The organism is Micrococcus sp. R8502A1, from assembly GCF_006704135.1.
In the GTDB taxonomy this organism is placed as follows: domain Bacteria; phylum Actinomycetota; class Actinomycetes; order Actinomycetales; family Micrococcaceae; genus Micrococcus; species Micrococcus luteus.
In genome coordinates, this window is the sequence record NZ_VIGS01000010.1 from 1 (window position 1) to 21715 (window position 21715).

Genomic DNA, 21715 nt, shown 5'->3' on the forward strand with positions numbered 1-21715 from the left:
CGCGCTGGAGGCCGCGTTGGAGCGCAAGGGTGACGCCACGCGGCTCGCGCAGATCCACGAGTCGGACCTGGTGGGGGACATCCACTACGTCCGCCAGGGCGAGGCCCTCGGGCTCGGCCACGCGGTGAACTGCGCTCGCCGCCACGTCGGCGAGGAGCCGTTCGCGGTCCTGCTGGGCGATGACATCATCGGCGACGGCGAGGCGCTGCTCGAGCGCATGATCGACGTGCAGCAGCGCCTCGGCGGCTCCGTGATCGCCCTCATGGAGGTCCCGGAGGAGGCCGTCTCGGCCTACGGCGTGGCCGCGGTGCAGGCCGTGCCGGGGGAGGGCGACGACGTCGTCCGCGTCACCGACCTCGTGGAGAAGCCGGCCCGCGAGGACGCCCCCTCCACCCTCGCGATCATCGGCCGCTATGTGCTGGCCCCGCAGGTGTTCGACGTGCTGGACGAGACCCCGCCCGGCCGCGGCGGGGAGATCCAGCTCACCGATGCGCTGCAGAGGCTGGCCACGGAGGAGGGCGAGGGCCGCGGCGTGCACGCCGTCATCTTCGACGGCCGCCGCTACGACACGGGGGACAAGCTCGGCTACCTGCAGGCGGTCATCGAGTTCGGGACGCGACACGAGGACCTCGGGGCCGACCTGCGGGCCTGGCTCCGGGAGTTCACCGCCGGGCTCTGAGCCGGGCCGGCGACGCGCGGGCCGCGGCCGGCTTTGGCCGAGGCGGACCCACCCGGTAGGATGGGCTGTCGGTCCGTCGTGGCTGGACCCGTGTCCAGGCCGCATCGCACCCCCGCAGAGGGCGTGCGGACGGGCCGTGTACCCCCGCCGTCCCACCCGCCGAGAGGAGCGACCATGGACAGCATCCAGCGCCACGGCGCCGACTCGCCGTGGGTGATCCCCGTGCGCGATCTGACGCGCGGGGCCGGAGTCCAGCGCGAGCTGACGGCCGAGTGGCCCGCCCCCGCGGGCGTCTCCACGCCGCTGTTGGGGATCCCCGAGGGGGACCCCGTCGAACTGGACCTGCGTCTGGAGTCGGTGCACGAGGGAGTCCTCGTCACCGGCACCGCGGACGCGACCCTGAAGGGCGAGTGCGGCCGTTGCCTGCGCCCGCTGCACGAGGGGATCACCGTGGACCTGCAGGAGCTGTACCTCACCGGCACGTCCGAGGACGACGCCGGCGAGCAGCCGCTCGTGGTGCGCGAGACCGTGGACCTGGAACCCGTGTTCCGGGACGCCGTGGTCATCGCCCTTCCGTTCCAGCCGCTGTGCCGGCCGGACTGCGAGGGCCTGTGCGCCGACTGCGGCATCCGCCTCGAGGACGCGCCCGAGGGGCACGCCCACGAGCGCGTGGACCCGCGCTGGGCCGCCCTGGCCCACCTCGCGGGCACCTCAGAGACCTCCATCACCGAGACAGAAGAGAGATAGTCGTGGCAGTCCCGAAGCGGAAGATGTCCCGTGCCAACACCCGTGCCCGCCGGTCGCAGTGGAAGGCCACCGCGCCCGCCCTGGTGAAGTCCGTCGAGAACGGTCGCGTCTCGTACCGCCTGCCCCACCAGGCCGAGCTGAAGACCGACGCCGCCGGCACCCCCCTGTTCTTCGAGTACAAGGGCCGCAAGGTCGCCGACGCCTGAGATGGCGTCCCCAACGGCTCGCCGCGGGCCTGAGCCCGCGCCCGAGCCAGAAGAGCTGTTCGAGCGTCTCGGCGTGCACATCACCGCCGGGACGCTCGAACGTGCTCTGACGCACCGCTCGTTCGCCTATGAGCAGGGCGGGCTGCCCACCAACGAGCGCCTCGAGTTCCTCGGGGACTCGGTGCTGGGCTACGTGGTCACCGACCACATCTTCACGGTGTACCCGGACCTGGCCGAGGGCGACCTCGCCCGCCGCCGGGCCGCCGTCGTGTCCACGCGTGCCCTGGCGAAGGTGGCGCGCCGGATCGGCATCGGCCCGTTCGTGCGCCTGGGCACGGGGGAGCGCCGCACCGGCGGGGCGGACAAGGACTCGATCCTCGCCGACACCCTCGAGGCGCTCATCGGCGCCGTCTACGTGGACCACGGGGCCGTGGCCGCGGCCGCACTCGTGCACCGCCACGTGGTGCCGCTGCTGGACGAGCCGGACCTGCTGCGCGAGAGCACCGACTGGAAGACGGTCGTGGCCGAGGCCGCCAGCCGCCACGGTCTCGGCGCCGTCCGCTACGCGATCGAGGGTCAGGGCCCCGCGCACGACCCCCGCTACCGGGCCACCCTCGTCGTCGGCGAGCGCGAGTACGGCTCCGCCGTCGCCAGCTCCAAGAAGCAGGCCGAGCGGGACGCCGCGGCCGCCTCGTGGCCCGCCCTCGAGGCGGATCTGCCGGCCGCGGGGCGCTGAGCCCGTGCCGGAGCTGCCCGAGGCCGAGGTCGTCCGGCGCGGCCTGGCCCGGTGGGCCACGGACGCCGTCGCCGCGGAGCTCGAGGTCCTCGACCCCCGCTCGCTGCGTCGCAGCCCCGGCGGTGCGGACGCCCTCCGGGAGCGGCTGCGCGGCGCCCGGCTGGCCGAGCCGGCTCGCCGCGGCAAGTTCCTCTGGCTGCCCCTGGCCGAGGGCGACGACGCCGTCGTCGTGCACCTGGGGATGAGCGGGCAGATCCTCGTGGACGAGCCGGGGGCTGCCGACCAGCGACACCTGCGCCTGCGCCTGCCCGTCACCGCGGCGGACGGCTCCGCCCGCGAGCTGCGGTTCGTGGACCAGCGGATCTTCGGCGGCTGGTGGCTCGACGCGCTGCGGCCCGACGACGCCGCCGGCGGCGAGCGGATCCCGACCACCGCCGCCCACATCGCCCTGGACCCGCTGCACCCCCTGTTCGACCCCGCGGCCGTGCACGCGCGCCTGGCGCGGCGCCGCTCCACCCTCAAGCGCGCGCTGCTGGACCAGTCGCTGGTCTCCGGGATCGGCAACATCTACGCGGACGAGGCCCTGTGGGGCGCCGGGCTGCACCCCGAGCGCCCGACCGAGCGCATGCGCCGGGCGGACACGCTGCGCCTCCTGGCGGCCGTCCAGGACGTGATGCGCCGGGCCCTGGAGGTGGGGGGCACGAGCTTCGACGCGCTCTACGTCAACGTGGACGGGCGATCGGGCTACTTCGCCCGCTCCCTGGCGGCCTACGGCCGCACCGGGCAGCCGTGTCGCCGCTGCGCCGCCGAGGGGATCGACTCCCGCATCGTCCGCGAGCCGTTCATGAACCGTGCGAGCCACCTGTGCCCACGCTGCCAGCCCACGCCGCGCCGTCGCCGGGCCGCGGCGGCCGACGCCTGACGAGGCGTCCGTAGACTGGCCTGACCCCCGACCTCGAGCAGGAGACCCGAGTGAGCCACCCCCCGGCCGCGTCCTGGACGCCCGAGCCCCTGCCGCGTCCCGAGTCCCCGCGCGACGACGCCCCGCCGGTCGCGCGGCGCCGCCGGCGCTGGCCGTGGGTCGTCGGCGTGCTCGCGGTCCTGCTCGCGGCGCTGCTCGGCCTGGGCGCCTGGTACGCGGGCTCGCTCGGGCGCACCTTCGACGACCACCGGCAGACGGTGGACGTGGGGGCGCTCGAGCAGGCGGCCGGGGACGGCCCGCTGAACGTGCTCGTCCTGGGCTCCGACTCCCGCGAGGGCGAGGGCGAGCAGGACATGGGCCAGCGCTCGGACACCATGATGCTCGTGCACATCCCCGCGGACCGACGCCAGGTCTACGTCATGTCCGTGCTGCGGGACTCGTGGGTCACCGTGCCCGGCCACGGCGAGGCGAAGATCAACTCGGCCTTCGACACGGGCGGCTACGCCCTCGCCGTGGACACGGTGGAGCTGCTGCTGGGAGTGCCGATCCACCACGTCCTGGAGGTCGACTTCCAGGGCTTCCGGGGCGTGACGAACGCGCTGGGCGGCGTCGAGGTCTGCAACCCGCAGGCCTTCTCCTCCGGTCAGGCCAACCCCTCGTACTACCCGCGCGGGCACATCCTGCTGCAGGACACCGCCGCCCTGCGCTACGTGCGCGAACGGCACGCCTTCGACGACGGCGACGTCACCCGCGTGAAGAACCAGCAGCGCTACCTGGCCGGGGCGATGGACCGCTTCCTCAGCCCGCAGATCCTGGGCAATCCCGCCCGCACCACCGAGGTCGTCGCCACGTTCTCCGACCACCTCGGTGTGGACGAGGGGCTCACGTCCGGAGTGATCGCCTCGCTCGCGTGGCAGCTGCGCGACGTGCGCGGCGAGGACGTCGAGATGTTCACGGTGCCCCGCAAGGGCTTCGCCGAGGGGCCGAACGGCGACGCCATCGTCGAGCTCGACGAGGACAAGCTGGCGGACCTGCGCTCCGCCCTCGCCGATGACGACGTCCAGCGCTATGTCGACGAGCACGAGCCCAAGAAGGAGAAGAAGGCCCAGGCCGCCGGCGGGCCCGCCCCCGTGCTGACCCTGCTGACCGGCACCACGCCCGCACCCGCCCTCGGGGAGGACCCCTGTGACGACTGAGCCGCGCCGCCCCCGCCTCCTGCTGGTCTCTCACTCCTACCGGCCCGAGCGCACCCCGCCCGCGCGTCGCTGGGGCGCGGTCGTGGCGGCGCTGCGGTCGGCGGGCTGGGACGTCGACGTCGTCGCGCCCGGGGGTGTGCGCCCCTTCGCCGGCCCCGACGGCGAACGTGTCCTGCCCACGCCTCGCCTGCCTCTGGGGGAGGCCGGGCGCAACGGCCGCTTCGCCGAGGCGGTGGTGCACTCCCTGCTCGCCGTCCCCCGCGGGATGGCCACCCGACGCCCGGACGTGGTGGTGGCCACCGTGCCCGCGCTGCCCGTGGTGGTGCCCGGCGTCGTGCTCTCCCGCCTCTGGCGTCGTCCCCTGGTGCTGGAGATGCGCGACGCCTGGCCGGATCTCGCCCACGAGGCCGGGGTCCACCAGGGCCTGCTGGGCGCCGCGATGGAGCGTGTCGTGACCGGCGGCCAGCGCGCGGCCCGACTCGTGGTGACCGTCACGGACGGCTTCGCGGAGACGCTGCGCGGGCGGGGGGTCGAGCGTGCCGAGACCTTGTGCAACGGCGTCGAACTCGCAGGCCTGGCGTGGGCACCTGCTCGGAGGCGCGAGCCCGGGGACCTGCACGTCCTCTACCTCGGCAACATGGGTGAGAGCCAGGGGCTCGAACGGCTCGTGGAGGCGGCGGCCGAACTCCGCCAGAGCCGGCCAGGGGTGCGGGTCCGACTCGTCGGCGCCGGCACTCGGCGCGGCGAGCTCGAGGCGCGTAACGCGGAGCTCGGCTCCCCGGCCGAGATCCTTCCTGCCTGCTACGGCGAGGATGCGGCGGCCCAGTACGCCTGGGCGGACACACTCGTCGTGGCGCTGCGGCCCGACTGGCCCAGCTTCCGCCACACGGTGCCGTCGAAGACCTACGAGGTGCTCGCCGTCGGCCGGCACGTCACCGGGATGGTCACCGGCGAGGCGGCCCGCACCCTCGAGGACGCCGGGGGAGCCGACGTCATCGGCCCACGGGTAGCTGACCTCGTCGCGCATCTGACCGCGCTCGCCGACGATCCGGCTCGCACTGACGTGGGGGAGGGCGGCCGCCCGTGGGTCCGACGGCACGCGGACCTGCCGAGCGTCGCCCGTCGTTACGTCCGGCTGCTGGGGCAGCTCGTCCCCGACTACAGGAGACACGCATGACCTCCATCCTCCTCGATTCCGTCCGCGCACTCGGCCACGCGCCACTCGTCCTGCGGACGGTGGTCGACCACCTGCGGGACGACCCGGCGGTCCTGGGCCTGCAGATCAGCCGTCGCCTGCCGCTCGCGGCACGCGTGGGCCTGGGGCGCCTGGCAGAGTCCCTGCCCGCACGCCCCGGCGTGGTCTTAGGCGCCGTGGGTCTCGCGGCCGCCGGCCGGCACGTGGACCTCCTCGAGCACGTCGAGGCGGTCCTGCCGTCCGCCGGCGCGCCAGATCGGGTGCGACTGGCGGACGTGCTCACGGCCGCGCAGGAGCCTGACCGGGCCCAAGCCGTCCTCGACGCCGTGCCCGTCGACACGCCGGGCTTGGCCGCCGCAAGGGCCCGCGTGGCCTGGCACCGCGGTGACGTCGAGGCGGCCATCTCCCTGCTCGGCGGCACCGGCCGGGACGGTGTCGTGCGAGCCCGGTTCGCCTCCGAGGTGCGTGCTCTGCGCGGGGGCGCCCTGCCGTTGCCGCGGACAGACCGGGACCGGGCCGTTGGATATCGGCCCCGCCCGGGCTCGGCACTGTTCGTCCTGACCAACTCCCTGCCGCACACCGGTTCCGGATACGCGCAACGCAGCCACAGCCTCGCGTGCGCGCTGCGGGACGAGGGCTGGCACGTAGAGGCCGTCACCCGGCTCGGTTGGCCGGTCCAGACCGGCGTGCTCACCGCCGCCCGACGCGACATGGTGGACGGCATCGTGTACCACCGCCTCCTGCCCTCGAGCCTGGCCCGGGGATTCGACGGACGGCTGGCTCAGCACGCGCGGATGCTCCTCGATCTGGTCCTCGAGCGCCGCCCGGCGGTCCTGCACACCACCACCCACTGGGTCAACGCCGTGGTGACCCGCGCGGTCGCGGAGGCCGTGGGCGTCCCGTGGGTGTACGAGGTGCGCGGGCAGCTGGCGGACACCTGGGCCTCGACGCGCGGACCCGAGGCGCTGCGCTCCGAGCGCTACGCCCTGTTCACGGCCCGCGAGGACGACGCCGTGCGTTCTGCCGACGGCGTCGTGACGCTCGGTGAGCAGATGGCCCGCCGCATCGCCGCGGCCGGCATGGACCGGGACGCCGTCGTGCTCAGCCCTAACGGGGTGGGGGGCGCCTTCCTGGAGGAGCCCGCCCCACGCGAGGATGCTCGCCGCCGTCTCGGGCTGTCCATGGACGACGAGATCGTCGGCACCGTCTCCTCCGTGGTGCCGTACGAGGGACTCGACGACCTTGTGCGTGCCGTCGCCGCGCTTGTCGACGAGAGGCCGCGCCTGCGGCTGGCCGTGGTGGGGGACGGCGTTGCCCTGCCGGCCCTGCGCCGGCTTGCGGCCGACCTGGGGATCGAGGATCGGCTGCTCGCGCCGGGACGGGTGGACCGTTCCCTGGCTCCCGTGTGGCACCAGGCCCTCGACGTCTTCTGCGTGCCTCGCAAGGACACGGGTGTGACCCGGGCGGTGACGCCCATGAAGCCGCTGGAGGCCATGGCCACGTCCCGGCCCGTCCTCGTCTCGGACCTGCCCGCGCTGAGCGAGATCGTCGAGGACGGCGTGACCGGACGGGTGCTGCCGGCGGAGGAACCGGAGGCGTGGGCCGCCGCCCTGGCGGCGCTACTCGACGACCCCGCCGCGGCCCGCGGCCTCGGAGCCAGGGCGCGGGAGTGGGTGCTCGGGCATCGGACCTGGGCGGCGAACGCCCGGCGCTATGACGCCCTCTACCGGCGCCTGGGCGTGACGGCGCCGTCTGCCTGAACTGATCCCTATACTCGACAGAGCATCACGGGGAGTCTGGCCCGCGCCGGATTCTGCCCTTGCCACCGCTTAGACGAACGAGGACCTCTAGATGACGACGCAGATCAAGGACGTGGCCGTGATCGGCCTGGGCTACATCGGGCTGCCGACAGCTGCCATCCTGGCCGAGAACGGCGTGCGTGTGCACGGCGTGGACGTCAGCCAGCGCACCGTGGACGCGGTCAACGCGGGCACCGTGCCCTTCGTGGAGCCGGACCTGGCGGACTTCGTGGAGCGCAACGTCAAGGCCGGTCGACTGTCCGCGTCCCTGAAGACGCCGCAGGCCGACGCGTACATCGTCGCGGTCCCGACGCCCTTCAAGGACGGCCATTCGCCGGACCTCGGCTACATCGAGGCTGCGGCCCGCGGTCTCGCCCCGCAGCTGCGCGGCGGCGAGCTCGTGATCCTGGAGTCCACCTCGCCCCCCGGCGCCACCGAGCACATGGCCGCCGTCATCCGCGAGGCACGGCCGGACCTGGACGGCGTCACCCTGGACTTCGCCCACTGCCCGGAGCGGGTGCTGCCCGGCCGGGTCATGATCGAGCTCGTCACGAACGACCGCATCGTGGGCGGGTCCACGCCGGAGGCCGCGCAGCGCGCCAAGCAGCTGTATGAGGCGTTCTGTCAGGGGGAGATCCTCGTGACGGACTGCGTCACCGCGGAGATGGCCAAGCTGGTCGAGAACTCGTTCCGTGACGTGAACATCGCCTTCGCGAACGAGCTGTCCTTGATCTGCTCCGACCTGGGGATCGACGTGTGGGAGCTCATCGAGCTTGCCAACCACCACCCCCGTGTCAACATCCTCCAGCCGGGCCCCGGCGTGGGCGGCCACTGCATCGCTGTGGACCCGTGGTTCATCGTCGACGCCGCACCGCAGACGGCCCGCATCATCCGTGCGGCCCGCGAGATCAACGACGGTAAGCCGAAGTGGGTCGTGGACCAGGCCAAGGCCGCCGCGTTCGACGTGCAGCAGGCCACCGGCCGTGCTCCCGTGGTGGCCGTCCTCGGTCTGGCATTCAAGCCGAACATCGACGATCTGCGTGAATCGCCAGCCCTGAACATCGCGACCGAGGTGGCGCAGCAGTTCACCGGTTCGCGCATCCTCGTCGTGGAGCCGCACGTGGAGGAGCTGCCCGCTGCGCTGGCCGGCCATGACAACGTGGAGCTGGTCCCGGCCGAGGACGGCATTCGGGAGGCGGACGTCGTCCTGCTACTGGTGGACCACGACGCGTTCGCCAGCCTCGGTGCCACCACCGAGGGCAAGAAGGTCATCGACACGCGCGGCCAGTGGCGCTGACACGAACTCGGCACCTGTGGCGGGGCGGTCGGTGACGGCTGCCCCGCCCCGTATGTCCCAGACGGGCAGTACCACGACCAAGGAGGACAACATGCGCCTGCTCGTGACCGGCGGCGCCGGATACATCGGGTCTCACTTCGTCTCCGTAGCACGGCAACAGGGCCGGGCCGACATCGTCGTCGTTGACGATTTCTCGACAGGCCTCAGACAGCGCGTTCCGGCCGATGTCCCCGTGTACACGATCGACCTTGCGAGCGACGCGGCCGTAGCTGCGCTGACCACTCTCCTTAAAGAAGAGTCGATTGACGTCGTCGTTCACTTCGCCGCGAAGAAGGTCGTCGCGGACTCCGTAGTGCAGCCGGAGGATTATTTTCGGTCGAACGTCGGTGCAACTGTAAACGTGCTGGCTGCCATGAGAGCTGCGGGAGCCGCATCGATGATCTTCTCCTCGTCGGCAGCGGTCTATGGTGAGCCGGACTCGTCGATCGTGTTCGAGGACACCCCGACGGTGCCGATCAATCCGTATGGCCAGTCCAAGCTCGTGAGTGAGCTAGCTCTCGCGAACGCTTCCCGCGCCTGGGGTCTCCGGGCGGTGGCATTGCGCTACTTCAATGTCGCCGGCGCGGAAGACGCCATTCTGGCCGATACCACGACGACGAACCTCATGCCGGCGATCCGTGATGTCATCACTCGCGGCCAGCGTCTCTCGGTCTTCGGCGACGATTACCCCACCGTCGACGGCACATGTGTACGCGATTACGTCCACGTCGTCGACCTGGCCGAGGCGCACCTGGCGGCCCTGCCGGCGGTCCTGGGCAGCACCGACCCAGCGACCCGGATCTACAACGTGGGCACCGGAAGCGGAAGCAGCGTTCTAGAAGTCGTAGATGCCTTCCGCCGCCGCCCCGGCGTGGATCTTGATTACGACATCCAGCCCCGCCGCCCGGGTGACCCGGGGGCCTTGACAGCCAACGTCTCGCTCATCGAGAAGGAACTCGGATGGGTAGCACGTTATACGCGCGATGACATCGTCACGTCCGTCATCGACTTCCCGCCCCGGCTCGTCACCTGACTGCTCGTCGCAGAGACGCCAGACCTGCCTCGCCGATTACAGCACCCGAGGAATCGCACCCATGATCCAACTCTTCCTTCGCTTCTCACGACGCCAGCAACTCGTCATGGGGCTTTTTATTCTGCTCGCTGTCGTGGGTTCGGTACTCGCCTTCCTGGTGGACCACGCGATCCTCATCGTCGCGCTGTTCTGGATGTTGTGCGCTGCGGTGTTCGTAATGCTCATGTATCACCGCCGTCTCAACGCAAAGATCACCCGCACCGCCCGTGCTGCACGCATGGGGTCTTCCGCTGTGGCCGGCCGCGGGGGTACGCGGCCCGTCACGGGGCGTCGAATATCGACGCAAGAGTCGCTCGACTCGCTCCAGTCCGCTTTCGCCCGCCGGAGGACCGTCGCCGCGGGCTTGCCGCTGGCGCGCAAACTCATCCAGGAACGCGGGGACCTCAGTGGCGCGCGGGAGGTGCTGGATCAGCTTCGTGGAAAGTCGGGCCTGACCCACTCTGAAGAGAACTTCGTTCGTCGCGTCGACTCTCTCAACCGCCTTCTTGAAGCGGATTACCCGCTTCCCGCACGTCACCGCACCTGCAATTACCTCCCCGTGCGAGGCCGGGTGCTCTACGCCGTGGGCATGTCACCCGTGTCTGTGACCAATGGCTACACGTCCCGGACCAAGGGCGTCGCCGCAGGGCTCGTGGCCCAAGGGCTGGACGTGGTCGTAGCACCCCTGCCAGGCAAGCCTTGGGACAAGAAGTCGGTCGTCCCCGGGCGGCGAGTGCCTGTCGAGCAGCGTCGTGATGTGTCGGAGATCGACGGCGTACGCCACGTGCACAACCCTGGTCTCCCTGCATGGGAGGGCGATCTCGACGTCTTCTTCCAGGTGGCTGCCGATGCGTACGTCCGCGAAGCCATGATCGAGAAGCCCGAGTTCATCCTGGCCGCCTCGAACTATCTGTCCGCTCTGCCCGCCCTGATCGCAGCCCGTCGGCTCGGGGTGCCGTTCGTGTATGAGATGCGCGGATTCTGGGAAGTGTCTGCGGCATCCGTCCGGCCGGGCTGGGAGCAGTCGGACCAGTATCGGCTTGACCGCCGCTATGAAGACCTCGTCGCCCGCGAAGCCGACCGAGTGGTCGTCATCACGGATGAGATGCGTGAAGACCTTGCTGCCCGCGGCATCGATGCGGACAAGGTCACCGTCGCGCCCAACTGCGTTGACCCAGAGGTGTTCGCCCCTCTTGGCAAGGATCACGCGCTCTTGCGCGGCCTGGGATTCACCGATACGGAGGCTCCGGTCGTGGGTTTCGCGGGCAGCGTCACCGATTACGAAGGCCTCGATCTCGTCACCGACGCGCTCGCGACACTCAAGGCAGAGGGAGTCCGGTTCAACTTCCTCATCATCGGCGGGGGCGCATATCTCGATACGTTGAAGGCGAGGATCGCAACACGCGGTCTTGATCCTGAGACGCGGTTCGTCACGAACGTTCCGAACGCAGACATGCCAGCGTACCTCTCGAGCATCGATGTGTTCCCCCTGGCCCGGAAGTCCTTGCCGGTGACCGAGCTCGTTTCGCCATTGAAGCCGCTGGAGGCGATGGCGGTCGGCGGGGCGGTGGTCCTCTCCGATGTCTCGCCGCACAAGGTGTTCTGCGGGCCTGATGGAGACACTGCGGTCAGTTTCCAGAAGGACGACCTGGCGAGCCTCGTCGAGCGTCTGCGCGAAACTCTCGCCGCCCCAGATGCTGCTCGCGCCATGGGGGTTCGTGCTCGACGCTGGGTCAAGGAGAATCGGCGCTGGCCAGTCACGGGCGAGCGCATCGCCGCTTCACTAATGGCCTTGGCCGAGGAGTTCCGGGCCTCACTGGACGACGCAGAACGCCCGCTCACCGATTACACAGTCGCCTTCATCGGCGACGAATTCACGACGGACACCTTCGTCCCCGAGTTGACCGCCTTGCGTGTGCGGCCTGAGGACTGGCGCGAGACCTTCGAAGACCACCGCGTGGATGCGCTGTTCATTGAGTCCGCTTGGCGAGGCAACGACAGCGCCTGGACCGGGATCATTGGGTATTACGATGACGAGACTCACGCGCCGGTGGTCGAGCTGATCGCGCATTGCAGGCTTCACGAAATCCCCGTGATGTTCTGGAACAAGGAGGATCCGGTCCATTTCAATCGGTTCAAACGCACCGCAGCCCTGTGCGACTACGTGTTCACGACGGACGCGCGCACCATTGTTGATTACAACGCGCTTCCGGACAACCAGATCACGACCGTCGCCTCGGCCCCGTTCGCGGCGCAGCCTCTGTTGCACAACCCGCTACCCAGCACCCGGGCACAAGACGAAGCTATCGCGTATGGCGGGACCTACTACGGGGACAAGTATGCGACCCGTAAACAGGGGCTGGATTTCCTGTTCTATGAGTCTGCCCCACACGGCTTGGCGATCTACGAGCGGGTGCACAACGATCCCAACTCGCCGTACCGCCTGCCGGACCGTTTCCGCCGGTACGCCCGAGGAAGCCTGAGCTATCCCGAGATGTGCCAGGCCTATAAGGCCCACCCGATCCACCTGAACGGCAATTCGGTGGTGGACTCGCCGAGCATGTTCTCTCGCCGGGTCGTGGAGATCACCGCGTCTGGGTCGACGGTACTCAGCTCTGCGGGCCGTGGCGTAGACGAGACGTTGGCGGGCACCGTCCCGACCGTGACCACCCCCGATGAGGCTGCGGCCTATCTGGAGGGCTGGAAGTCGTCTGAGCAGCGTCGGCACGCCGGCCTTTGGGAGGCGTTCCGCCACGTCTACGAGACGCACACGTGTGCTCACCGTTTGGTGTACATGATGCGCGTCGCTGGGTTCCGAGTCCGCAGTCCGCAGGCCGCGCCGATCGCAGTCGAGTGCGCCGCCGCAGACGTACCGTTGTTCGAGGCCCAGACCATGCGTCCTGCCTTGTACCTGGTGACCGACACAACCGAGGGCGTTGATGCCGCCAGTCCCGTCGTCCTCGCCGCTCCTCCGGAGAGGGCGGCAAAGCTGCAAGAGGCCGGCATCCGGAACGTCGTCATCCACCGTGAGGGCGCCCCTGCTCTGGACGAGCACCTCGTGGAGGACTTCTCGCTCGCTCTGCATTTCGGGCCTTGGAAGGCCGTGGGCACTCGCACCGTCGAATGGTCGCCGGGCGACGCACACGTGCGAATCGCTGCCCTGACGGCGGACATCGATGAGGGCACTGTACTGGTGGACGCCGACGTCTACGCCGGCTCTGTTCTCGGGGAGCGACCTGCCCTAGCCGATGACGAGGTCTTTGCCTGGCAGCACGTCGTCGAACACGTCGGCAAGGTGACCTACACGGACTCGACGGCTGTCCCGATCGACACCGCGGTCGTCCACGAGGAGGCAGACCCCCTTCCGCCCGTTGCGTCTGGAGAGGCGGGGCCACCCGTAGGGGAGACTCAGACGGTGCCTCTCAACGTCCTCGTCGCTGGCCATGACCTGAAGTTCCTGCCGCAGATCATGGCGCAGCTCGAAGCCGCGGGTCACCGTGTCATCGTCGACCAGTGGGACGGGCACGATATCCACGACGAGGAACGCAGCCTCCGACTCCTCGCCGAAGCGGATGTCATCTTCTGTGAGTGGGCGCTCGGGAACGTGAAGTGGTACAGCCACCACAAGCAGGACGACCAGCGGCTTGTGGTGCGCCTCCACGCCCAGGAACTTCGCACTCGCTACCTCAAGGACGCCGACCTGTCCGCCGTGGACACCTTCGTGTTCGTGTCACCCGTCGGCATGCGGCGGGCGCAGTTGCTCTTCGGAGTGCCGGTGGATCGGTCCGTGGTCATCGGCAACACCTTCGACTTCGAGCGATTTGCGGCGCCTCGGAACGCACCGGATCCGCATGCCCTCGGTCTTGTTGGCTCCGTGCCACATTCGAAGCGTCTGGACCTCGCGCTCGACGTGACCGAACTGCTGGCGTCGCACGACCCGACTTACCGTCTCGACGTCATGGGTAAGGAGTACCACGAGTACGCGTGGCTCATGAAGCGAACTGCTGAGCGGAGTTATTTTGAGGCGCAGTATTTGCGGATTGAATCGTCTGCGGTGCTCCGCGAAGCCGTCCGGTTCGGCGGACACTCCTATGACATCGCGGAGTGGTACCGCGCCAAGCCAGGCATCATCTTGTCCACGAGCGACCACGAAGGAACGCATCAGGCGATCGCGGAAGGTGGTGCAGCGGGCTGTGTGCCGGTGATCTTCCCGTGGGCGGGGGCTGAGGCCGTTTACGACGATCGATGGGTCGTCGAGGGCGTCCGCGACGCGGCCGACCGGATCCGCAGGTACTCTTCAGACCCGGCCCTCTTCCTCGAGGAGTCTGAGCGGGCCCAAGCATTCATGCGGGAGCGTTTCTCGCCCGAGGAGATCGGTGCCCAGATCCTGGCCGTGGTAGAGGGTCGGCGGTGACGTAGCGCCGGAGAAAGAAGGGGACCGTCTCTCGTGTGAGACGGTCCCCTTCTTTTAATGACCCGTGGTGCCCTTGAGAGCAACGATGCGTTCTGCCTCGGTCGTCTCGTACCGTGCCCGGACTTCGAGCGCTTTCTCTTCCCCGTGCTTGCGTAGGGCGCTCATGAAATAGCTGTAATGATGCATGACATCGAGGGTGTCTCCGTCTTCGATGATTGCGCCCTCATCCATCCAGACGACGCGGGTGCACATCTCTCGGATCACTCCGGCGGAATGGTTGACGAGGAAGCCTGTGCCAGACCGGGCGATCAGGTCTCGCATTGCTTGATTGGACCGCTCCCGGAAAGCGTCGTCGCCGGTCGCAAGTGCTTCGTCAATCATGATGATGTCGGGTTGCGACGCTACTGAGATCGCGAAGCGCAGGCGGGCCCGCATGCCGGAGGAGTATGTACGCATGGGCATGCGAATGGATTTTCCGATGTCGGCCAACTCAGCGACTTGTGGGATTCGGTCGTGGACCTCGGCTGGGGTCAAGCCCATCGCGAGTAGACCGATACGAATGTTGTCTAGACCGGTGAGGTTGGGCATGAGCGCTGCCCCCACACCCATCAATTGGGGCGCAGAAGCGGCAAAGACCTCCCCAGATGTTGGCGCCTCAACGCCTGCCAGGACGCGGAGCAGGGCACTCTTGCCGGACCCATTGCGTCCGACGAGTCCAATGAATTCGCCCTTCCGTGCGGCCAAGGACACCCCCCTCACAGCATGGACGACGTCCAGTTCACCGCCCCGAGAAAAGAGCCCGCGAGATTTCTCGTCCCGAGCGATCCTCACGGGGTAATCGAGGATGATGTCCGTAGCGAGCAGGTTGAGGCCGCCAGACGAAGCTAGGTGCCCCCCCTCGAACGCTTCCGGCGGCTGCGCATGGTCCTGGTTAGCGGTACTGGTCACGGCCGTACGACTCCTCTCCGAGCCAGAAGACAATGCCGCCGACAATCGTCAGGCACACTGCATACGCGGCGAGCATCGCCCAGCTCGACGCCGGCGGCGTCACCCCCTCGATGATGACCTGACGGTACATCGTGATCAGTACATACAACGGGTTGAGTTGGATGATCGCATGGAGGGCGGGGTGGTTGTCCGTGAAACGCGTTATCGGGAAGATGACTCCGGAGCCGTACATCAGGAGACGGGACACGAACGGCACCATGCGGCTCACATCCGGAAGGAGGGTGCTGAGCCGCGCCAGCAGGAGCATGATGCCGAAGTTTAGGATCACGTGCAGCCCCAGGACACCCGGGAAGACCAGCCAGGACCACTCAGGTGTCTCATGCGGGGGGATCGCTATGACGAGGATGAACATCACTGCGATCGCCGGTAGTCGCTGGAGCACGTCGTACACGAGATCGGCCAAGGGCAGCGCCATGCGTGGGAACCGGAAGGCGCGGGTCAAGGACAGGTTCGACGCGATGGTCCGCGTGCCAGATGTCAATGCGGCGCTGGTCATCTGGAACATGAACACACCCACGATGACGAAGGCGACGAAATTGTCCATTCCGTGGTCGAAACGCAAAAGCAAACCGAAGATCAGCCAGTAGAAGATCGCGTCGAGCATTGGGCGAAGGATGAGCCATACCGACCCGAGACGACTGTCGTCGTTTCCTGTGACGAGCCGTCCTCGGGACTGCCACCAGATGAAGTGTCGGCGTTGCCAGAGCTCCACCAGATAGCGGCGAGGGGCAGGGCGACCTGTGACAGGTGAGAGGTGCGAAGCGTCACCATAAGCCTGGACGGCCGCGGCGCGGAACGCGCTGGCGACGGGTTCGGAGGGTCGTCTTGGTCGCCGTGTGGTCATCGGTTCGCGCCTGCCTTTCTGAGCGTGGGCCACCCGAGTGGGGGACCGGCCGTCGATGCGGGACTTCTCTTGACGGTGCCCCACGACGGCGATGCCGCGCGCGGGAGGCGCGTCGACCGCCTCCTTAGTGTAGGAGACGGCGGCGCGGGAACGCGGCTGCTGAGGGGGTCGGATTGTTGGCTTCGACTATGGTGAAGCCGTCTGGAGGTCCCGCCGCTTGGACTTGATCTCCTCCCCTTTGAGCCGTCGTCGATGCAGCGAGGAACACCGTGAAGAAAATCATGCCCATCTACGGAACCCGCCCGGAGGCGATCAAGGTGGCCCCCATCGTCAAGGCGCTGCAGGCCGACGAGCGGTTCGAGTGCGTGGTGACCGTCACGGGGCAACACCGCGAGATGCTGGACCAGGTCAACGAGCTGTTCGGCATCGTCCCGGACCACGACCTCAACATCATCCAGCCCCGGCAGACCCTCAACGGCGTGTTTGCCCGCACCCTGGACGGGCTCGACGCCGTCCTGGAGCAGGAGCGGCCGGACGCCGTCGTGGTCCAGGGCGACACCACGACCTCGACGGCGGGCGCCGTCGCCGCCTTCAACCGCGGCATCCCCGTGGTCCACGCCGAGGCGGGCCTGCGCAGCTTCGACATCCTCTCCCCGTTCCCGGAGGAGGCCAACCGCAAGATCACCAGCCAGATCTCGGCGCTGCACCTGCCCCCGACCACCGTGAGCCGGGACAACCTGCTGCGTGAGGCCGTGGCCGCGGAGGATATCTACGTCACGGGCAACACCGTGATCGACGCGCTGCTGGAGGCCGTCAGCCACCAGGTGCCGTTCGAGGACGAGCGTCTGGCCGAGCTGGAGGCGTCCGGCCGTCGCGTCGTCCTGGTGACGACCCACCGGCGCGAGAACCAGGGCGACGCGATGCGCGGCGTCGGGCGCGCCCTGGCCCGCCTGGCCGCGGACCACCCGGAGGTCACCTTCGTGCTGCCGGCGCATCGCAACCCGGTGGTTCGCGAAGCGATCCTTCCCGAGATCGAGGGCCGCGAGAACGTGCTCGTGACCGAGCCCCTGGCCTACGGCGAGTTCACCCACCTGCTGTCCGTGGCCACCGTCGTGCTGACGGATTCCGGTGGCGTCCAGGAGGAGGCTCCGTCGCTGGGCAAGCCCGTCCTCGTGATGCGCGAGAACACCGAGCGTCCCGAGGCCGTGACCGCCGGCACCGTGCGCCTGATCGGCACGGACGAGGAGGTCGTGGTCACCGAGGTCACCCGCCTGCTGACGGACGAGGCCGCGTACACTGCGATGTCCCAGGCGGTGAACCCCTACGGCGACGGCCGCGCGGCCGAGCGCACGGTCTCGGCGATCGCCGAGCTGCTCGGCGTGGGCGAGCGGCTGCCGGCCTTCGACGGCGCCTGAGCAGCATCGCACTCCCGGACGGGGACACCCCCGTCCACGCACGAGGCCGCCGTCCCCGCGGGGACGGCGGCCTCGTGGCGTGCCCCGGCCTCACCCGTCCTCGCGCGGGGTCACCCGGGCGTCCTCCGGGCGGACCAGCGGCAGGGACCCGGTGCGGGGACCGCCGGGCACGATCGGCACATTGGTCTCCGGGGCACGCCACCACGCGAGCGCGCCGAGCAGGATGACGCCGCCGGTGAGCGCGAACGCCCACCCATAGCCGGCCGTGTCCACCACGAGGCCGGCCAGCAGCGGGCCGGAGATGGCGCCCAGGTCCGCGGACATCTGGGCGGTGGACATCACAGCGCCGGAGCGCCGCCCCTGGCCCACGACGTCGGCGATGGCCGCCTGCTGCGGGGCGTTGAGGGTGCCCGTGCCGGCGCCGGCCAGCAGGCACGCGAGCAAGAAGGACAGCGGTGAGGTCATCCAGCCGATCACCCCGGTGGTGGCCGCCATGACGAGCAGGCCCGCCAGGATCAGCGGACGGCGTCCATGCCGGTCGGACAGCCGCGAGCTGAACGTCACAGCGGTGACGTTGCCGAGCGCGAACACGGACAGGGCCAGACCCGCCATCATCGCCCCGTCCACCTGCCAGCCGAGCAGCCCCGTGCCGGCGAACGCGGTGGCCGCGAACAGGGGCATCACCGAGTTGCGCACCCCGAACGTCGCCCAGCCGTTGGCGAAGAAGGAGACCAGCGCGGCCCGGTAGGACGGGTTGGCCAGGGCCTCCCGGATCGGCATGGCGGGGCGGACGTCGCGGACGGCGCGGTCCGCGAGCCGGGTGTCCTTGAGCAGGAAGAACACGAGGGCCGCCGCCACCACCAGGGAGCTGCCGTAGATGAGGAACGGGGCCCGGTACCCGAATACGGCCAGGGCGGAGCCCACGATCGGCCCCACGATGTTGCCGATCAGAAAGGCGGACGCGTAGGCGCCCGAGATCCTGCCGCGCATCGTGGGCGGGGACTTCCGGGCCAGGAACGCCATCGCGGACACGGTGAACAGGGTGGAGCCGATGCCGCCGATCGCGCGGAAGAGGATCAGCTGCGGGAAGGTCTGCGCGAAGGCGATCAGGAACATGGACGCGGCCACGATCAGCACGCCCGTCATGTACACGGGCGTCTCGCCGAGCCGGTTCGTCAGCTTGCCGGAGACCGGGGCGAACAGGAGACGGGTCAGCCCGAACGCGGACACGACGGCGGCCACCCCGACGGCGGACGCGTCGAACGTCGCCGCGTACTGCGGCAGCAGCGGGGCGATGATGCCGAAGCCGATCGCGATGATGAACGCGGCGGCGACGAGGACCTTGATCTCACGGGGCAGGGGGACCCGCGAGGAGCGGGCGGACGACGACGGCATGACCGCCATCCTCGCACGGCACCGGGTGTGCGGCCCGGGGCGGGTGACGGCCCGTGTGACAGACTGGGCCCGTGGAAATCGTGCTCATAGTCTCAGTCGTGGCCGCCCTGCTGCTGGGCGGCGTGCTCGTCGGCCTGCTGGACCGGCGCCCCGCCCCGCCGAAGGGGTCGTACCAGGGAGTGCGGGACGCGGACGACCCGCGCCCGAGCCCGCGGCACGCGTCCCCGTCGGGCTCCACCGCCGTCCTGGAACGCCCCGAGGTCGACGAGGCGCCGCCCGTCGTCGCCGAGCCGGAGCCCGCCGTCGTCGAGGAGGTGGAGACCGCCCCGGCGAAGCCCGAGTACGAGCGGCCCGAGGCCGCCGGCTCGCGCCTGGCCCGCCTGCGGGCCCGCCTGCTCAAGTCCAACAACGTCTTCGGCAAGGGCCTGCTGGCGCTGCTGTCCCAGGACCGCATCGACGACGACGTGTGGGACGAGATCGAGGAGACGCTGCTGATGGCGGACCTCGGCACCGAGCCCACCCTGGAGCTCGTCGACCGCCTCAAGGCCCGCGTCACGGTCGAGGGCACGCGTGACCCCGAGCAGGTGCGCACCCTGCTGCGCGAGGAGCTCGTGGCGATGGTGGACCCCTCGATGGACCGCCGTCTCGCCGCGACCCGCAAGGGCGACCGCCCCGCCGTGACCATGGTCGTGGGCGTCAACGGCGTCGGCAAGACCACCACCGTGGGCAAGCTCGCCCGCGTGCTCGTGGCGGAGGACCGCAACGTCGTGCTCGGCGCCGCGGACACCTTCCGCGCCGCCGCCGCCGAGCAGCTCGCCACGTGGGGTGCCCGCGTGGGCGTCGAGACCGTCCGCTCCGAGAAGGAGGGCGCCGACCCGGCGTCCGTCGCCTTCGAGGCCGTGGAGCGCGGCATCGCCGAGGGCGTCGACGTCGTGCTCGTGGACACCGCGGGCCGCCTGCAGAACAAGGCCAACCTCATGGACGAGCTCGGCAAGATCAAGCGCGTCATCGAGAAGCAGGCCGAGGTGGACGAGGTCCTGCTCGTCCTCGACGCCACCACGGGCCAGAACGGCCTGACCCAGGCGAAGGTGTTCGCCGAGGTCGTGGACGTCACCGGCATCGTGCTGACCAAGCTGGACGGCACCGCCAAGGGCGGCATCGTGATCGCCATCCAGCGCCAGCTCGGCGTGCCCGTCAAGCTGATCGGCCTCGGCGAGGGCCCCGACGACCTCGCACCGTTCACCGCCGAGGGCTTCGTGGACGCGCTGCTGGCCGACTGACGTCCCGCACCCCGGTCCAGGGCCCCTCCCGACGACGTCGGGAGGGGCCCTGTTCTGTCACGGAGACGTCATCGACGTGTGGCGTGGCCCACTTCTCCGGTATCGTCCCTCCATCGGCCCCGATCGGGGCCGGGCAGCGACGCCGCGGGACGGGCGTTCGCCCCCGGCTCGCGGCCCGGACCGAAGGAGACCCCCATGGAGGAGTCGAACGTCCTGGACGCAGGGACAGTGTGGATGGTGACGAGCGCGGCGATGGTCCTGCTCATGACACCCGGACTGGCCATCTTCTACGGCGGCATGACCCGCGCGAAGTCCTCGCTCAACATGATCATGATGTCCTTCGTCTCGATGGGCCTCGTCGGCGTCGTCTGGGTCCTGTGGGTCCACGGGATGACCGGCGGCGACGGGTGGGCCGGGGTGGTGGGGAACCCCGCCGGTGACCTCGGGCTGACCGGCACGATGGCCGAGGGCGGGCTCGTCGCCGCGGCCTACGGCGCCACCTTCGCGATCATCGCGGTCGCCCTCATCTCCGGCGCGGTGGCCGACCGCTTCAAGTTCGTCACGTGGTGCGTCTTCGTGCCCGTCTGGACCACCGTCGTCTACGCCCCGCTGGCCTACATGGTGTGGGGCGGCGGGCTCCTCTCCGCGGACGGCGCCATCGGCGCCCGCCTGGGGGAGGCCCTCGACTTCGCCGGCGGCCTCGTGGTGCACATCAGCGCCGGCGTGGCCGCCCTCGTGCTCGCGCTGCTGCTGGGCAAGCGCCACGGCTTCGGCGTGGACCCCGGCCACCGGCCGCACAACGTCCCGTTCACCATGCTCGGCGCGGCCCTGCTCTGGTTCGGCTGGTTCGGGTTCAACGGGGGCGCGGCGGGCGGCGTCGACGAGCTCGGACTGATCTGGGTGGACACCCTCGCCGCCGGCGCCGCCGGCATGCTCGGCTGGGTGTTCGTGGAGTGGCTGCGCCGCGGTCGGCCGACCTCGATCGGCACCGCCTCCGGGATCGTCTCGGGCCTGGTCGCCATCACGCCCGCGTGCGCCTATGTGAGCCCCCTGGGGGCCGTGGTGATCGGCCTGGTCTCCGGTGCGGCCAGCGCGCTCGCGGTCAACCTCAAGTACCGCCTCGGCTTCGACGATTCGCTCGACGTCGTCGGCGTGCACCTCACCGCCGGCATCCTGGGCACCGTGCTGATCGGCTTCTTCGCCCTGCCGGACGAGGGCCGGGCGGGCCTGTTCTACGGCGGAGACGCCGGTCTCCTGGTGGCCCAGACGGTGGCCGTGCTCGTCGCCGTGGTCTTCACCGCCGTGGTGACCACGGTCATCGCCCTGGTCCTGCGCGGGACCATGGGCCTGCGAGTGAGCAAGGAGGACGAGGAGCGGGGCGTCGATCTGACCCTGCACGACGAGTCGGCCTACGACGTCGGCTTCGGCGGGGTGCCCGTCCCCGCGGAGGCGCGGTGAGCCGCCGCGGACG

The 21715-nt window shown here is 69.9% G+C and carries 17 protein-coding genes; 14 read left to right on the forward strand and 3 right to left on the reverse strand.

The window, feature by feature from the left end:
* From FLM69_RS03405 to FLM69_RS03455, 11 genes are all read left to right on the forward strand, one after another.
* The coding region (locus tag FLM69_RS03405) for a UTP--glucose-1-phosphate uridylyltransferase (protein ID WP_141843036.1) at positions 1 to 679 on the forward strand (679 nt) is incomplete at its 5' end.
* A 174-nt stretch (positions 680 to 853) separates the two neighbouring features.
* Positions 854 to 1426, forward strand: coding sequence for a DUF177 domain-containing protein (locus FLM69_RS03410; protein ID WP_087114060.1), 573 nt, complete (start codon positions 854 to 856; stop codon positions 1424 to 1426).
* A 2-nt stretch (positions 1427 to 1428) separates the two neighbouring features.
* Positions 1429 to 1632: a 50S ribosomal protein L32 gene (gene rpmF / locus FLM69_RS03415; protein ID WP_002856390.1), complete on the forward strand. Its 204-nt coding sequence runs from the start codon at positions 1429 to 1431 to the stop codon at positions 1630 to 1632.
* Positions 1633 to 1705: 73 nt separating this feature from the next.
* On the forward strand, positions 1706 to 2368 hold the full coding sequence (gene rnc, locus FLM69_RS03420; protein WP_012750822.1) for a ribonuclease III: 663 nt from the start codon (positions 1706 to 1708) through the stop codon (positions 2366 to 2368).
* Positions 2369 to 2372: 4 nt separating this feature from the next.
* Positions 2373 to 3290, forward strand: coding sequence for a bifunctional DNA-formamidopyrimidine glycosylase/DNA-(apurinic or apyrimidinic site) lyase (gene mutM, locus FLM69_RS03425; protein ID WP_141843038.1), 918 nt, complete (start codon positions 2373 to 2375; stop codon positions 3288 to 3290).
* A gap of 50 nt (positions 3291 to 3340) precedes the next feature.
* Entirely contained in the window at positions 3341 to 4486 is a 1146-nt protein-coding gene (locus tag FLM69_RS03430) for an LCP family protein (protein ID WP_065573644.1), read from the forward strand.
* Entirely contained in the window at positions 4476 to 5663 is a 1188-nt protein-coding gene (locus tag FLM69_RS03435) for a glycosyltransferase family 4 protein (protein WP_141843040.1), read from the forward strand. Before FLM69_RS03430 ends, FLM69_RS03435 begins: the two co-directional genes overlap by 11 nt.
* The gene (locus tag FLM69_RS03440; protein WP_141843041.1) at positions 5660 to 7441 is read left to right on the forward strand and encodes a glycosyltransferase; all 1782 of its coding nucleotides are present in this window, start codon (positions 5660 to 5662) and stop codon (positions 7439 to 7441) included. Before FLM69_RS03435 ends, FLM69_RS03440 begins: the two co-directional genes overlap by 4 nt.
* A gap of 91 nt (positions 7442 to 7532) precedes the next feature.
* A complete protein-coding gene (wecC, locus tag FLM69_RS03445) occupies positions 7533 to 8777 on the forward strand; it encodes a UDP-N-acetyl-D-mannosamine dehydrogenase (protein ID WP_141843043.1) in 1245 nt (414 codons plus the stop codon).
* Between the two features lie 91 nt (positions 8778 to 8868).
* Positions 8869 to 9849: a UDP-glucose 4-epimerase GalE gene (galE, locus tag FLM69_RS03450; protein WP_141843045.1), complete on the forward strand. Its 981-nt coding sequence runs from the start codon at positions 8869 to 8871 to the stop codon at positions 9847 to 9849.
* Positions 9850 to 9910: 61 nt separating this feature from the next.
* Positions 9911 to 14302 (forward strand): glycosyltransferase, encoded by a 4392-nt coding sequence (locus FLM69_RS03455; RefSeq protein WP_181743475.1) that lies wholly within the window; start codon positions 9911 to 9913, stop codon positions 14300 to 14302.
* Positions 14303 to 14356: 54 nt separating this feature from the next.
* On the opposite strand, the gene FLM69_RS03460 is transcribed toward FLM69_RS03455, so the two are convergent.
* Together FLM69_RS03460 and FLM69_RS03465 are read right to left on the reverse strand one after the other, a co-directional pair.
* A complete protein-coding gene (locus FLM69_RS03460; RefSeq protein ID WP_255502684.1) occupies positions 14357 to 15250 on the reverse strand; it encodes an ABC transporter ATP-binding protein in 894 nt (297 codons plus the stop codon).
* Positions 15234 to 16154 carry an ABC transporter permease gene (locus FLM69_RS03465; RefSeq protein WP_044659147.1) on the reverse strand — a complete coding sequence of 307 codons (921 nt, stop codon included), beginning with the start codon at positions 16152 to 16154 and terminating at the stop codon, positions 15234 to 15236. Before FLM69_RS03465 ends, FLM69_RS03460 begins: the two co-directional genes overlap by 17 nt.
* A 269-nt stretch (positions 16155 to 16423) precedes the next feature.
* Between FLM69_RS03465 and wecB the strand changes: the two genes are divergently transcribed.
* A complete protein-coding gene (wecB, locus tag FLM69_RS03470) occupies positions 16424 to 17569 on the forward strand; it encodes a non-hydrolyzing UDP-N-acetylglucosamine 2-epimerase (RefSeq protein ID WP_044659146.1) in 1146 nt (381 codons plus the stop codon).
* Positions 17570 to 17659: 90 nt separating this feature from the next.
* On the opposite strand, the gene FLM69_RS03475 is transcribed toward wecB, so the two are convergent.
* The gene (locus FLM69_RS03475; RefSeq protein ID WP_141843053.1) at positions 17660 to 18964 is read right to left on the reverse strand and encodes an MFS transporter; all 1305 of its coding nucleotides are present in this window, start codon (positions 18962 to 18964) and stop codon (positions 17660 to 17662) included.
* Between the two features lie 71 nt (positions 18965 to 19035).
* Here FLM69_RS03475 and ftsY point away from each other — a divergent pair, with 71 nt between their 5' ends.
* Together ftsY and FLM69_RS03485 are read left to right on the forward strand one after the other, a co-directional pair.
* Positions 19036 to 20244, forward strand: coding sequence for a signal recognition particle-docking protein FtsY (gene ftsY, locus FLM69_RS03480; protein ID WP_181743476.1), 1209 nt, complete (start codon positions 19036 to 19038; stop codon positions 20242 to 20244).
* 195 nt (positions 20245 to 20439) lie between these two features.
* Positions 20440 to 21702, forward strand: coding sequence for an ammonium transporter (locus tag FLM69_RS03485; RefSeq protein WP_141843055.1), 1263 nt, complete (start codon positions 20440 to 20442; stop codon positions 21700 to 21702).
* Positions 21703 to 21715: the final 13 nt, after the last annotated feature.